The following is a 12,892-nucleotide window of genomic DNA, read 5'->3' on the forward strand; positions in this document are numbered from 1 at the left end:
TTCCGGGGGAGAGCGGGCCCTTTACTGGTACTGGCCGTTGGTGGCCTTGAACTCCGCCACCAGGGCGAGGATCTCATCCGCCAGCTCCGGACGGCAGACCAGGAGATCCGGCAGGTAGGTGTCCTCATTGTTGTAGGTCAGCTCGGAGCCGTCCAGGCGGGAGCAGTGGAGACCGGCGGCCCGGGCCACACCCACGGGGGCCGCGGAATCCCACTCGAACTGGCCACCTGCGTGAATGTACGCATCGAAGTCACCGAGTAGCACGTACATGGACTTCGCCCCGGCGGAACCGATGGCCTTGGTGCCGAAACCGAGCTTCTCCGCCACATGCAGGGCGACTGCCGGGGGACGGTTGTGGGAGATGGCGATCTGCTTCGCCAGGGGGCCACGCACCGCCCGGACATCATCGGTGTGGAAGACCACCCCGAGGTCAGGCAGGCCGACGGCCGCATGGGTGGGGGCACCATTTTCCACCAGTGCGATGTGCACGGCCCAGTCCTGGCGGCCGGTGGCGAATTCCTTCGTGCCATCCAGGGGATCGATGATCCAGACCCGCTCCTTGTTCAACCGTTCCAGGTTGTCGGCGGCCTCCTCGGAGAGGAAACCATCATCGGGACGGTGCTGCGCCAGGACCCGGGAAATCCAGTTCTGGGCCAGGTCATCGCCAGCATCGCCGAGACTGCGTCCGCTGAGCAATCCGACACCGCGGACCCCCTTGAGGATCTCGCCGGTGCCCTGGGCAAGAAGGTGGGTCAAACGGGAGTCATCGATATGAGCGGTCATGGTTGTGAGTCTAACCGGTCGGATAAAGTGGGGCATGGCCAATAACATCCTTGAGCGTTTTCGCCCCCAGGTAGCCACCTGGTTCCAGGAAGTTTTCGCTCGTCCCACCGCTGTCCAGGAGCAGGCCTGGGAGAAGATCTCCGCCGGGGACAACGCTCTGGTGGTCGCCCCCACCGGTTCCGGTAAAACCCTGGCAGCCTTCCTCTGGGCCCTGAATTCACTGGTGGAACCCAGTGGTCAGACCGTCATTCCGGTGGCAGGGGCACCAGCTGCCCCGGTGAAGGGGAAAACCGTCAAGGTCCTCTACATCTCCCCGCTGAAGGCACTGGGGGTGGATGTGGAAAATAACCTCCGTGCCCCACTGACCGGCATCTCCCGGGTGGCGGAACGCCTGGGCCTGGACATGCCCACCATCTCGGTGGCGGTGCGTTCCGGTGACACCCCGGCCGCGGAACGCAACCGCCAGCTGCGCAACCCACCGGACATCCTGATCACCACCCCGGAGTCGGCCTACCTGATGCTGACCTCCAAGGCGGCGGCCACACTGCGCAATGTGGACACCATCATCATCGATGAGATCCACGCCCTGGCCGGCACCAAACGCGGCGCCCACCTGGCCTTGAGCCTGGAACGGCTGGAGCGGCTGCGGCGCCGGGCCGCGGCCGCGGCGGACCCGGACACCCCCACCCACGTCCAGCGCATCGGGCTCTCCGCCACCGTCCGTCCCCTGGAGACCGTGGCCGGTTTCCTCGGCGGGGACCGCCCGGTGGAAATCATCTCACCTCCGATCGAGAAGCAGTGGCAGCTTGATGTCCATGTCCCGGTGCCGGATATGTCGGATCTGCCGACCCCGGAACAGGGCTCCACCATCGGTGAATTCGTGGTCGATGACCCCCTGGGACTGGGTGGCCCGAGTCCCGCCGAGGAGGAGGCCCGGGAACGGGCTGCGGCGATTGAACCCAGGGAGGTCAGCGAATCTGCCCTGCCCACCCAGAAATCAATCTGGCCCTTCATCGAGACCGAGCTCTACCGCGAGGTGATGGCAGCCAACTCCACCCTCATCTTCGTCAACTCACGCCGCACCGCGGAACGCCTGACCAGCCGACTCAATGAGCTCTACGCCGAGGAATTCGCCCCGGAAACCCTCTCCCCACCCACCCGGCGCGACCCGGCCCAGCTGATGGCGCAGAGCGGGGTGGCGGGTCAGGCCCCGGCGGTGATCGCCCGGGCCCACCATGGTTCGGTGTCCAAGGATGAGCGAGCGATGACGGAGCAGCTGCTGAAGGAGGGGGCGTTGAAGGCGGTGGTGGCCACCTCTTCCCTGGAGCTGGGCATTGACATGGGGGCGGTGGATCTGGTGTTGCAGGTGGAGTCCCCGCCTTCGGTGGCTTCTGGTCTGCAGCGGGTGGGGCGCGCCGGGCACTCGGTGGGGCAGGTGTCGGTGGGTTCCTTCTATCCGAAGCATCGTTCGGATCTGGTGCAGTCCGCGGTGACGGTGGACCGGATGCGGCAGGGGATGATCGAGGAGCTGAAGGTGCCTCGGAATCCGTTGGATGTGCTCTTGCAGCAGACGGTGGCTGCGGTGGCGGTGGAGGATATCGATGTGGAGGAGTGGTATGCCACGGTGCGGCGGGCCCGGCCTTATCGGGAGTTGCCGCGGGATGTTTTTGATGCGGTGATTGATCTGGCGGCCGGGGTGTACCCTTCGACGGATTTTGCGGAGTTGCGGCCCCGGATTGTCTTTGACCGGGTTTCCGGCATGATGAGTGCCCGTCCGGGGGCACAGCGGGTGGCGGTGACCAGTGGTGGCACGATCCCGGATCGGGGCATGTTCGGGGTGTTCCTGGCTGGTGGGGAGGGCGCGCCGCGTCGGGTGGGTGAGTTGGATGAGGAGATGGTTTATGAGTCCCGGGTGGGTGATGTGTTCACCCTGGGGGCGTCGAGTTGGCGGATTGAGGACATCACCCGGGATCAGGTGATTGTCACCCCGGCGCCGGGGCATACCGGCCGGTTGCCTTTTTGGACGGGTGATGCGGCGGGCCGTCCGGCTGAGTTGGGTCAGGCGTTGGGGGCGTTCCGGCGGGAGGTGCATGCGGATCCGGCACGCCTGGATGATCTGGGGCTGGATGTTTTCGCACGGGACAATCTGCTGCGTTATCTGGTGGAGCAGGCGGAGTCCACCGGCCTGGTGCCGGATGAGAAGACGCTGGTGTTGGAGCGTTTCCGGGATGAGCTGGGGGATTGGCGGGTGGTGTTGCATTCCCCTTATGGCCGTGGGGTCAATGCTGCCTGGGCGTTGGCGGTGGGGGCGCTGGTGGCGGAACGTACCGGGATGGATGCGCAGGCGGTGGCTGGTGATGATGGCATTGTGCTGCGGCTGCCGGAGGGGGAGGAGGAGCCTTCGGCTGCCCTGTTCCTGGTGGATGCGGATGAGATTGGGGATCTGGTGACTGCCCAGGTGGGTAATTCGGCGTTGTTCGCTTCCCGCTTCCGGGAGTGTGCGGCCCGTGGTCTGTTGTTGCCGCGCCGGAATCCAGGGAAGCGGGCGCCGTTGTGGCAGCAGCGTCAGCGGGCGGCCCAGTTGTTGGATGTGGCCCGGAAGTACCCGAGTTTCCCGATCATCCTGGAGACGGTGCGGGAGTGTCTGCAGGATGTCTATGATCTGCCGGCTCTGACGCAGCTGTGTCGGGATCTGGGGCATCGTCGGGTGCGGATCGCCGAGGTCACGGTGGAGCAGCCCAGTCCTTTCGCGGTGTCCCTGCTCTTCAATTACACGGGGGCCTTCATGTATGAGGGGGATTCCCCTCTGGCGGAGAAACGGGCTGCGGCCCTGGCCCTGGATCCTTCGTTGTTGGCGAAGTTGTTGGGTGAGGTGGAGCTGCGGGAGCTGCTGGACCCGGAGATCATTGAGGAGGTGCACACCCAGCTGCAACGCACCCATGAGGGGCGGCGGGCCCGTGATCCGGAGGAGTTGGCGGATGTGCTGCGGATCCTGGGTCCGGTCCCGGTGGAGGAACTCGGGTTGCACTGCACGTTTCCGGGGCCCCGGGAGGCGGCGCTGGCTCAGCTGGGGGACCGGGTGATGCAGGTGCGGATCAACGGCCGTGAGCATCTGGCCCAGACCCTGGATGCTCCGCTGCTTCGCGACGCCCTGGGGGTGCCGGTCCCACCCGGGGTGGCTGCCCAGGTGGCCACTGTCCTGGATGCCCTGGATCAGCTGGTGGGGCGTTTCGTCCGGACCCGGGGGCCTTTCACTCTGCGGGATCTGGCGGAGTCCTTCGGGTTGGGTGCCAGTGCCGCGCATGCCGCCCTGCAGGTGCAGATCAGGCAGGGTTCGGTGGTGGAGGGCCGCTACCGCCAGGGGGTGGATGAGCAGGAGTACTGCGCCACCGAGGTGCTGCGCATCATCCGTTCCCGGAGTCTGGCTGCGGCCCGGAAAGAGTCACAGCCGGTGTCCCAGACCTCCTTCGCCCGTTTCCTCCCCGAATGGCAGCAGCTGGCCCCGGTGGGCACGCGGCCCGCACTGTCCGGGGCGGATGGGGTGTTCGCGGTGATTGAGCAGCTGGCGGGGGTGCGCCTGCCGGCTTCCGCCTGGGAAACCCTGGTGCTGCCCTCCCGGGTGGGTAATTATTCCCCGGAGCAGTTGGATGAGCTGACCGCTTCCGGTGAGGTGTTGATCTTGGGTGCGGGTTCAGCCGGGGCCCGGGATCCCTGGTTGATGCTGCTGCCCGCCGACTATGCCGCCCAGCTCGCCCCGGAACAGCCCGAGGTGGGGTTGAGTGCGCTGCAGGAATCGGTGCTGGGGGTGCTGGGCCGGGGTGGTGGTTTCCACTTCCCGGAGATCCTCGTGGAGGCCACCGGTGAGGACCTGGGGTTGATCGGTGGGCAGGTCGCCCCGGAAGAGCTGCGCGAGGCGATCTGGGGTCTGGTGGAGGCCGGGTTGGTTGCCCCGGACAGTTTCGCCCCCATCCGGGCACGCCTGGCCGGGGGGAGTACCGCGCACCGTGCTGCCCGACGCCCCACCCGTTCCCGGCTGCGCATGGGGCGGACCAGTTTCGCCCAGGCCACCCGCGCGGCGTCGATAAGCCCCCCGGATATGGCGGGGCGCTGGGCGCTGGCGGTTCCGGCGGCCGCCGATGCCACCTCCCGTTCGGTGGCTCACGGTGAGGCCTGGTTGGACCGCTATGGGGTGCTCACCCGGGGCAGTGTGGTGGCTGAGGATGTGCTGGGTGGTTTCGCCCTGGCCTATAAGGTGCTCTCCCGTTTTGAGGAAAATGGCAAGGCCATGCGCGGTTATCTCATTGAGGGCCTGGGTGCCGCCCAGTTCTCCACCCCGGCGGTGATCGACCGGCTGCGTGGCATGGCGGACACCCCAGATCTGGAGGGCTGGCCCTCCGGCACCGACGATCCGGCGATCCACCTGATTGCCGCCGCCGACCCCGCCAACCCCTATGGTGCTGCCCTGCCCTGGCCGGAGAAGGGGCCTTCCCGGGCGGCCGGGGCCAGTGTGATCCTGGTTGATGGGCTGCTGCTGGCGCACCTGACCCGCGGGGGACGCAGCCTCAGTCTCTTCCTCGAACACCTCCCGGAGGGGATCCCGGCGGGGGAGGAGCAGCTGCTGGGCCTGGTGGTGCACGCCATCAGCGAGGCCAGTGCCCGCAATGCCATGTCCCGGGTGGTGGTGGAGAAGATCAACGGGACCCCGGCGCTGGAGCATCCCCTGTTGGAGAGCTTCCGCCGTGCCGGGGCGGGGCTCACGCCCCAGGGAATCCGGATCGGTGGGCGGCCGGTGGTGGCGGGTCCCCGCCGGGGTAGGAGCATGGCGCAGGCCCTGGAAGAAATCGACGATGAACCCCAGGTTCAATAAGAATAAGCTTATTAGATTGCGCTAACCGCCAACTTGGATAGGCTTTGTTTCCGGGGGGTGAGCCCCACCGGATCCAGGGTCTTCCCCGCCTGCTGGAAGTCGAGGATGGTGTGTCACCTCGGGAACCTCGACCGGGGAAGCAACGAGCGGGTTAGACCTCGGATCGTGAGGGGGGATATCCTCATCGTCATGCCAGAGGGAGATTCCGTCCACCAGCTTTCCCACCGCCTCCAATTCATGGTCGGCCGGGAAGTACTGGCCACCCAGCTCCGCGTGCCCTCCTACGCCCTGGCTGACTTCAGCGGCCGGGAGGTCACCGCAATCTGGCCACACGGCAAACACCTCTTCATGCAGTTCGGCCGGGAGATCCTGCACACCCACCTGAAAATGGAGGGCAGCTGGGCCATGCACCTCAAAGGCGACCGCTGGCGCAAACCCGGCCACACCGCCAGGGTGGTGCTCCACCTGGTCGGGGATCCCCATCCCCGCCCCATCGAGGTGGTCGGACACTCCCTGGGCCTGGTGAGGATCTTCCCCACCAACCTCTACCCCGAGAAGATGGGCTACCTGGGCCCGGATGTCCTCGCCGAGGACTGGCTTATCGACGGCGCGGACATCGCCCGCACCCGGCTGCTCGCCGACCCCGGCCGACCCATCGGCACCGCCCTGCTGGACCAGCAGAACCTGGCCGGGGTGGGCAATGAATACCGGGCGGAGATCTGCTTCATAGCCGGGGTCCACCCCGCCACCCCGGTCGCTGAAGTGGATGTGGAGCACATCCTGGACATCACCCGCCGCCTGATGTGGGCCAATAGAACATCCCCGGTCCGGGTGACCACGGGGATCAGACGCGCCGGGGAAAACAGCTATGTCTTCGGTCGGAACCGGAAACCCTGCCGACGTTGCGGCACCCTGATCACCAAAGACATGCTCGGTGGGGCAGACCTGGGTGGGCGGGAGAATGAACTGGAACGGGTCATCTGGTGGTGCCCCCGCTGCCAGCCTCTTTAATCACCGGCCCGCTCAGCGATCTTCCTCGAGTTCCCGCATCCGCTGCGCGGCACGGTGGATCCTTTCCTTCCGGGCCTCCGTCTCCACCTTCTTCAGTTCCTCATAGGTTTTTTCATCATCATCGCTATAACGCAGCATCAACCGGGGAATGGTCATGGTCAGTGCCAGGGATGGCCACACCACCCAGGCCCAGCCCACCCCGATCACGAACTGCAGAATCAAAAAGGCCACCAGGGTGACACCGAAGATGACACCGTTCAGGGCCTCCATCTTCTTGCCCCGGCGTTTGAGATCCTTGAGCTCCTCCATCTCCGCCAGTTCATCGGAAATCCGGGGCACCGCGGGCTGGTTCAACGTCACCGGAACCAGAACCCCCTGTTCCCCGACCTGCAAGGGCAGCCCGCCGGGTAGCCCCTCAAAGGCAGGTCTGAGATCCGCCACCGTCCGGGCCTGCGCGGCGAGCCCGGTGCGTTCATCGAACTCCTGGCTGTCCAGCCGGCCATCCGCATAATGGCTACCCAGCGACTGCAGTGCGTGGAGGCGGTCATTATCGCTCAAGCGGAAGTTCTCGTCCATGCCGCCTAGTCTAGGGCGCAGCGACGGCTCAGGCGGGGGATCCGGCAGCGGGAAGCTGATCCTCCATGAAGACATCCCGGGTGACAAACCAGGCGCCGATCGAGACCATCACGGTGCCAGCCACCAACACCCACACCGTCAAGCGGAAATCACCGCTGATCCCGTGGATGAACCCCACCAACAGCGGGCCGAAACTCGCCAGGGTATAACCCATGCCCTGCCCGAAGGCACTGAGTGCGGTGGCACCCGGGGTGCTCCGCGCCCTGGTGTTCAACAAGGTCAACGCCATGGGGAAAGCCAGGGGGCCCAGCCCGGACAGGGTGGTCCACACCCAGGGGGCGCTCAGTGGGGCGAAGGCCAACCCCAGATTGCCGATGATCAGCAGTCCACAGGCCACCAACACCGCCGGATAGATCCGCTGGAACCGTCCCACCAGCCACGGGCCGATCACATTCAGCGGCAACCCCAACAGCGTCCAATAGGACAACATCAGGGCACCGAACTGTGGTGTGGCCCCAGCTTCGACGAAAAGCTGCGGCAGGAAGGTCATGACTGAATAAGTCACAAAGGAGGTGAAACCGAACATCACCGCCAGACCCCAACCCACCGGGGTCCGCCACACCGGCAACCGCATCTGCATGGAAGGGATCTTGACCTCCGGGTTCTCACCGGGCCGGGTCAACAGGGGCAGCCAGGTGATCGCCGCCACCAGGCCCAGCACCGCCCAGGAACCCAGCGAGAACTGCCATCCGCCTAAACCGTGCTGCTCCGCCCACCGGGCCAGCGGTTCCGCGAAAAGTGGGGCAGCCGCAGTGAAGACCTGGCTGCTCACCAGGAAACTGATCGAGATCTCCGAGACCCGGTTGGGGAAGTACTCCCGCACCGCCACCGGCAGAGCCGTGTTGGTCACCCCGATCGCAAAGAGCGCCACCACAGAACCCGCCAGCAGCAGCGCCGTGGAATCACCCAGCACACGCAGCACCTGACCGGCAGCGGTGAACAGCATCGCGCCCAGCATCACCTGGGAAGTGGTCAACCGGCGCATCAGACCCGGAGTTGCGAAGGCACTGATCGCGAACATGGCGGTGGGGATCATGCCCAGCACACCCACCACCCCGGCCCCGAAACCCAGGGACTCCTGGATCCGGGGGACCAGCGGGGACAGGGCCGTGATCGCGGTACGCAGATTCAGCGAGGTCAGCAGAATCGCGACCAGCGCCGTCAACCGTGGGTAATGGGCGGCCGGATGCAGGAGAGACACAGCAACAGAGGATACTCCCCGCCCGGATGATCTACATTTGGGGCCATGCAGACAATTCTGAACCTGATCTGGTTCCTCTTCGCCGGACTGTGGCTGGCCATCGGTTATTTCTTCTTCGGGGTGCTGGCCTGCCTGCTCATCATCACCATCCCCGCCGGGGTGGCTTCCTTCCGAATGGCGAACTATGCGCTCTGGCCTTTCGGTCGGGCAGTGGTGCAGCCGGTCGGAGGGCCGGGTGGTTTCTCCACCATCGGCAATGCCATCTGGTTCCTGATCGCCGGGATATGGCTGGCGCTGGGGCATGTCACCACCGCCGCGGCCCAGGCGATCACCATCATCGGCATTCCCCTGGCCATCGCCAATATCAAGATGATCCCCGTGACCTGCTTCCCCTTCGGCCGCCAGGTGGTCGACTCCGACCGGATCCCCTACGGCTGGGAACCGATGGTGAAGTTCTAGGGGGTTTATCTCCCCGGGGCTCTCTTCACCCCGTTAGAATCTCCTTCACCAGGAGGGACAGGGAGATCACCGCCAGCTAGCGGTTCAGCAGCTCATCCAGGTTCAACTCATTGAGATCGAACTCCGGCAGGATCTCCTCCGGGTTGATTGTCGGCAGGTTGCTGGTCAGATCCGAGATTTCCGGGGGCAGCTCCGTGGGAATCTCAGAGGGCAGCTCGGTGGGAAGCTGCGGGGCGGAAGGCTCCGGAGTGGGCGTCGGGGTCGGAGTCGCGGTGACGGTGGTGGTCTGCTCCACGGTCCGGGTCTCCGTCACCGGGGTGGGGGTCTCATCCTCTGAGCCTCCGGAGGTGAAGAGGAACCCGAACACGCCGATGATCAGCAGAAGCAGAATCAGGCAACCGATGATCCAACCCCAGGGCAGACCACCCTTTCTGGGAGGTTCTTCCTGGTACTCCGGCTGCTGGTACTGATTCCCATAACCCTGCTGGGGTCCGTACCCCTGCGGCGCACCCTGGTGCTGCGTGGGTTCGGGCTGCTGGGGCGGGAAGTACTGGGTCGGTTGCTCCGAACTCTGGCTCCCCTGAGGATCCTGGTGATCCCCGACCCGGCCGATATAGCGGGTCTCCTCATTGGGGTTATCCGAGGATCCGAACCCCTGGTTGTGGAAACCATCCCTGCGGTCGTTCATCCTGGGCCTGCTCCTTTTGCTGGGGGTGGTTGATCCCCCACATTGTAGGGCTTTAAGCCCCCACCTCCCAGGTGTGAACCGGTTCGCCGCTGGCCTGGTGTCGGATGTAGAGGCGCAGCATTTCTGCCAGGGCGGCCTTGCGTTCAGGGGATTCCGGCCGGGTGCCATGCGGTTCCAGCAGGTCGAGGGTGCGTAGCTGCCAGGTGGCACCGTTCTGTCGGGTTTCGGCCCGGCCCTCGATGACCTCAAGGTAGGTGTCGATCAGGTCCTCATCCACCTCCAGGGCACGGAGCCCCTCCCTGGCCATGGGAATCAGGGTGTCCTCGATCAGGTCGGTGACATCAACCTGACCCTGGGTGGGCCACTGCATCCGGGCGTGCAGCCCATTGCGTGCCCCGGCGAAGAAATTCCGTTCCGCATCCTCGAAGGTCAACCGGGACCACACCGGGCGGGTCGCCTCGGCGAGGTATTTGACCAGGCCATAGTAGAAGGCGGCGTCTGCGATGAGGTCGGTGACGGAGGGGCCGGCGGGCAGGATCCGGTTCTCCACCCGCAGGTGGGAGAGATCTTTGCCGGGGGCGTAGATGGGTCGGTTCCACCGCCAGACCGTGCCATTGTGCAGGTTCAGATAATGCAGCCCCGGATTCTTGCCCTGCATGACGGGGGTGCCGGAGAACTCACGCGGTTCGGGCAGGAGCGGGGAGAAATAGCGCACATTCTCCTCAAAGAGATCGAAGATGCTGGTGATCCACCGTTCCCCGAACCACACCCGGGGGCGTACCCCCTGGGCGACCAGCTCCGGGGTGCGGGTGTCAATGGATTGGCGGAACACCGGGATCCGGCTCTCCTGCCATAGTTTCCACCCCAGGAAGAGTGGGGAGTTGCCGCTGAGTGCCACCTGGGCCCCGGCGATCGCCTGGGAGGCGTTCCAGGCGGCGGCGAATTTATTCGGCGCCAACTGGAGGTGCAGCTGCATGGAGGTGCAGGCCGATTCGGTGGCGATGCTGGCGAAGTTGTGGACCAGATGTTCGCGGTCGGCGAGATCCACCCGCACCAGCTCACCCCGGGCGTTCATGATGGTGTTGTTGAGTGCCCGGTAGCGGTTCTCGGGGGTCATCCACTCCGGGGACTCCAGGAAGTCGGTGTCCAGGGTGGGCAGGGTGCCGATCATGGCGACCTGCGCCCCAACCTTCTCCGCTGCCTCCCGAACCTCAGCGAGCCGCTTCTCCACGCCCTGGTGCAGCTCGCGCAGGCCGGCCCCGGCCAGGCTCAGCGGGGGGTGGTTGAGCTCGACATTATAGCTGCCCAGCTCGGACTGGTACTCCTCGCCGAGGTTGGCCAGCACCTGTCGGTTGAGCGGTGCGGGCTGGAAATTCTCGTCGACCAGGTTCAGTTCGAGTTCCAGGCCGATGGAGCTCCGGTCCTCGAACTCCGCCCGCTGCAGATGACGATCGAAGATCTCCAGGTCCTGGCCCAGATGTGCACGGTAACGGGTCCGCTGCTGCGGGGTGTAATTCTCTGATGAGATGGCGTCGCCCATGCCTTGAGCAAAGCACATTTCCCCCGCTCATGTGCACCAATAGGGGATTATTTACGGTCCCGGTACCAGTTGATCAGCGCATCGGTGGAGGAGTCACCGGAATCCACCGGCACCTCACCGCTGACCGCCGGGGCCAGGGACTTGGCCTGGCCCTTACCCAGTTCCACACCCCACTGGTCGAAGGAGTTGAGGTCCCAGATGACCCCCTGCACGAAGGTGATGTGCTCATAGAGGGAAATCAGGGCACCCAGCACCGCCGGGGTCAGTTCCTCCGCCAGGATGGTGGTGGAGGGGTTGTTACCTGGCATGACCTTGTGGTTGATCAGCTTCTCCTCGACACTCTCAGCGGCGATCTCTTCGGCGTTCTTGCCGAAGGCCAGCACCTTCGCCTGGGCGAAGAGATTTCCCATCAGCAGATCGTGCATGGAGCCGCTGCCATCAGCGGTGGGCAGGTCCTGCTGGGGGTTGACGAAACCGATGAAATCAACCGGCACCTGACGGGTGCCTTGGTGGATCAGCTGGTAGAAGGCGTGCTGGCCGTTGGTGCCCGGCTCACCCCAGTAGACCTCACCGGTGTTGTAATCTACCGGGGTGCCATCACGACGCACCGACTTGCCGTTGGATTCCATGGTCAGCTGCTGCAGGTAGGCGGGAAAACGCGCCAGGTCCTGTGAGTAGGGCAGCACCGCGTGGGTCTGGGCGTCACCGAAGGTGGAGTACCAGACCCCCAGCAGAGCCATCAGGGTGGGGATGTTCTCCTCGAAGTCGGTGTTGCGGAAGTGCTCGTCCATGGCGCGGAAACCAGCGAGGAAACGCATGAAGTCCATCGGCCCGATCACGGACATCAGGGAAAGACCGACGGCGGAGTCCACCGAATAGCGGCCCCCCACCCAGTCCCAGAAGCCGAACATGTTGGCGGTGTCGATGCCGAACTCGGCGACCTTGTCGGCGTTCGTGGACACCGCCACGAAATGCTTTGCGACGGCCGATTCATCGTCCTCGAAAGCCTCCAGCAGCCAGCGCTTGGCGGCGGCGGCGTTGGCGAGGGTCTCCTGGGTGGTGAAGGTCTTGGAGGCGATGATGAAGAGGGTGGACTCCGGGTCCAGCTTTTCCAGGGTGGCACTCATGTCGGCCGGGTCCACATTGGAGACGAACTCGGCGGTGATGCCGGCGGTGGCGTAGGAACGCAACGCCTGAGTGGCCATCGCCGGGCCCAGGTCGGAACCGCCGATGCCGATGTTGACGATCTTCTTGATGGTGCGGCCGGTGTGTCCCAGCCACGCACCGGAACGTAGGGCGGAGGCGAAGTCACGCATCCGGCCCAGCACCTCATGCACATCGGCGGCCACATCCTGGCCGTCGACCCTGAGATCCTTCTCCACCGGCAACCGCAGGGCGGTGTGCAGCACCGCCCGGTCCTCGGTGTTGTTGAGGTGCAGGCCGGTGAACATGGCCTCGATCTTGGCCCGGAGACCAGCCTCCCGGGCGAGTGCCACCAGGGCGGCATGCGTGTCCTCGTCGATGAGGTTCTTGGAGAGATCAACATGCAGACCGGCGGCGTCGAAGGTGAACTTCCCGGCGCGCTCCGGGTCTGCGGCAAAAAGTTCCCGGAGAGTCAGCGTCTGCTTCTGCTCATAGAGGGACTCGAGGTTCTTCCACTCTTCCGAGTTGGTGATGTCGGCCATGTTGTCGGCTCCTGGTGACTGC

General features: G+C 65.2%; 9 protein-coding genes. 3 read left to right on the forward strand and 6 right to left on the reverse strand.

Annotated elements, in window-relative coordinates:
* Positions 1–21 precede the first annotated feature (21 nt).
* Positions 22–783 (reverse strand): 3'(2'),5'-bisphosphate nucleotidase CysQ, encoded by a 762-nt coding sequence (locus tag COCCU_RS03850; protein WP_156230302.1) that lies wholly within the window; start codon positions 781–783, stop codon positions 22–24.
* 34 nt (positions 784–817) lie between these two features.
* On the opposite strand from COCCU_RS03850, the gene COCCU_RS03855 reads away from it, so the two are divergent.
* On the forward strand, positions 818–5,650 hold the full coding sequence (locus tag COCCU_RS03855) for a DEAD/DEAH box helicase (RefSeq protein WP_156230303.1): 4,833 nt from the start codon (positions 818–820) through the stop codon (positions 5,648–5,650).
* A gap of 189 nt (positions 5,651–5,839) precedes the next feature.
* On the forward strand, positions 5,840–6,661 hold the full coding sequence (locus COCCU_RS03860) for a DNA-formamidopyrimidine glycosylase family protein (RefSeq protein WP_156230304.1): 822 nt from the start codon (positions 5,840–5,842) through the stop codon (positions 6,659–6,661).
* A 12-nt stretch (positions 6,662–6,673) separates the two neighbouring features.
* Here COCCU_RS03860 and COCCU_RS03865 read toward each other — a convergent pair whose 3' ends face one another.
* A complete protein-coding gene (locus COCCU_RS03865) occupies positions 6,674–7,237 on the reverse strand; it encodes a DUF1707 SHOCT-like domain-containing protein (RefSeq protein WP_156230305.1) in 564 nt (187 codons plus the stop codon).
* Between the two features lie 28 nt (positions 7,238–7,265).
* Positions 7,266–8,498: an MFS transporter gene (locus COCCU_RS03870; RefSeq protein ID WP_231598852.1), complete on the reverse strand. Its 1,233-nt coding sequence runs from the start codon at positions 8,496–8,498 to the stop codon at positions 7,266–7,268.
* A gap of 45 nt (positions 8,499–8,543) precedes the next feature.
* On the opposite strand from COCCU_RS03870, the gene COCCU_RS03875 reads away from it, so the two are divergent.
* A complete protein-coding gene (locus tag COCCU_RS03875; protein WP_156230306.1) occupies positions 8,544–8,957 on the forward strand; it encodes a YccF domain-containing protein in 414 nt (137 codons plus the stop codon).
* A 76-nt stretch (positions 8,958–9,033) separates the two neighbouring features.
* On the opposite strand, the gene COCCU_RS03880 is transcribed toward COCCU_RS03875, so the two are convergent.
* From COCCU_RS03880 to pgi, 3 genes are read right to left on the reverse strand one after another with little or no spacing between them, the layout of a single operon-like run.
* Complete coding sequence (locus COCCU_RS03880; protein WP_156230307.1) at positions 9,034–9,645, reverse strand: hypothetical protein; 612 nt, start codon at positions 9,643–9,645, stop codon at positions 9,034–9,036.
* A 52-nt stretch (positions 9,646–9,697) separates the two neighbouring features.
* Positions 9,698–11,185: a glutamate-cysteine ligase family protein gene (locus COCCU_RS03885; RefSeq protein WP_156230308.1), complete on the reverse strand. Its 1,488-nt coding sequence runs from the start codon at positions 11,183–11,185 to the stop codon at positions 9,698–9,700.
* 47 nt (positions 11,186–11,232) lie between these two features.
* Positions 11,233–12,870 carry a glucose-6-phosphate isomerase gene (pgi, locus tag COCCU_RS03890; protein ID WP_156230309.1) on the reverse strand — a complete coding sequence of 546 codons (1,638 nt, stop codon included), beginning with the start codon at positions 12,868–12,870 and terminating at the stop codon, positions 11,233–11,235.
* Positions 12,871–12,892: the final 22 nt, after the last annotated feature.

Source organism: Corynebacterium occultum (assembly GCF_009734425.1).
Taxonomy (GTDB): Bacteria; Actinomycetota; Actinomycetes; order Mycobacteriales; family Mycobacteriaceae; genus Corynebacterium; species Corynebacterium occultum.